Here is a 1,687-nt window from a genome sequence, read left to right as displayed (position 1 = left end):
GTTTGTGTCAAACTTTTCTCGGTACCCTATTCATCCCAGTATTTCTGGCACTCTAAATTTGTACGCTTTTCCAGCTACCGCGCGAATGTCTTCGCTTGGTTCCCCGTCATTTTAAGTTACGTTCTAAAGACCAAGAACCTAACTTAAAATGCCAGGATGGTTATCTAAAACTTTTAGCTAGCTTTCCTATGGCGGATGAATGAGGTGCATACACACCGATTACGCCTTGCTTAGCACCCATCGACGGGCGTGTAGGTTGATGCAAATAAGAAGACATGCGGACAACCTTCTTCACTTCTCGTTGCTTTCTTGCACTTCGTTTAAGATCCGCAAGATAAACTTCTCGTAAGGTGCCGTTTAGTATGCCTTGTTTTACCTTTACCATCGCCTCTGCGCCCTCTGGACTCCAATGCATGCCTCGTTTCTTCATACGGTAAGTAACACGTCGCTGATTCGATTCCATCGCACCTAGATTTCTTGCGTCTTCTGGAGGATTATCTATACGCTTTTTCCAATTCAAAATACGATCCCAATTGTTCAAGATATACGTACGAAACACCTTAACTTTTTCGGTTTTTTTGGAGTCTTCAAGCGTGCTTTCGTAAGTATCCAGCCATAAGTTAAAATGCTCTAAGTCATGATTCTCTAACGCTTTTCGTAATTCCGTTTTATAGTCACTCTGTTTGGCACCAAGTGCTCGATTAAGCCCTTGGAATACATGGTAAGGGTCTAGTTGGTTTAGAACAGGATATTCTGACTGGGAAAAGGCTTCTTGAAACTTCTCAGCTGTGTAACCGGCTCCACCATCACTATTCGTTACAACTCGTGTCTTTTCCAAAGAATAATGATTGGCAGTAAGTGCCTGAACTTCTTTCCAAAATTCCGAGGTTGGTTTGGTTGTCATAAGCACTTTCTGATTACGCAAAGATACGCGTTTCCCACTCTTATCCCAGCCTTCGTAAATAATCGCATGGCTTACCTCGTGACTCTTTTTCTTTTCCGTTCCCCTAACGAATACCCCATCAGCTTCTGCATAAAGAAACTCAACTTTTTCACCTTCTGGCAATTCAGCGGAATCCTCTAAATCAATGACCATGTCCTTATCCGCTATAGCTTGTGCTCTCCCAACCTCTCTCACAATCGTTCCAACCGTTGCGTGACTAATATCTACAGCTGTCCACTCCTTCAGTACATGAGCCACTTCTCTGTAGGTACTTTCAGCGGCCATTTCGGCAACCTTTACTTCTACAAAAGGACTTCTACGCTTGTACTTTTTAAATCCAATCCATTCATCAAAAGGATAGTGGGAATGACCTTCTAAATCATGCATAAGCGTATGTGTAAATCTCACTCCACCAAAAGTGAATTGAATTTCCCTTTCGTCATTTCTTTCAACCCTCCAGCCTTCCGCTTGTTTTTTCTTCACAATGACAGTGTTCATATTGGTGAATACGTCCCCCAACAAGGACGCAAACAACTCATACATCAAGGTACGAACACTTTCCTCGAAATCAATTAAATTATCTGTTTGGTGTATTAATCTGTATAATTTTGATATAATAGTATTCATGAAGAGGCCTCTTTCTACGATGTATTTGCTCTGGTAGGCATACATTTATGATAGAGTGCCTCTTCTTTTTTGGCTAGGATTTTGTAGAAATACCACCGAGAACTATTTTACACATAC

Annotated in this window: 1 protein-coding gene; it reads right to left on the bottom strand. The window is 41.5% G+C overall.

The annotated features are described in order from the left end of the window. Window positions 1–160 precede the first annotated feature (160 nt). Entirely contained in the window at window positions 161–1,570 is a 1,410-nt protein-coding gene (locus IEW82_RS19830) for an ISLre2 family transposase (protein ID WP_188699124.1), read from the bottom strand. Window positions 1,571–1,687 lie beyond the last annotated feature (117 nt).

This window comes from Pullulanibacillus camelliae (assembly GCF_014642655.1).
Classification (GTDB): domain Bacteria; phylum Bacillota; class Bacilli; order Bacillales; family Sporolactobacillaceae; genus Pullulanibacillus; species Pullulanibacillus camelliae.
The sequence above is the reverse complement of the archived record's forward strand: the minus strand, read 5'-3'. Positions and strand labels throughout refer to the sequence as shown.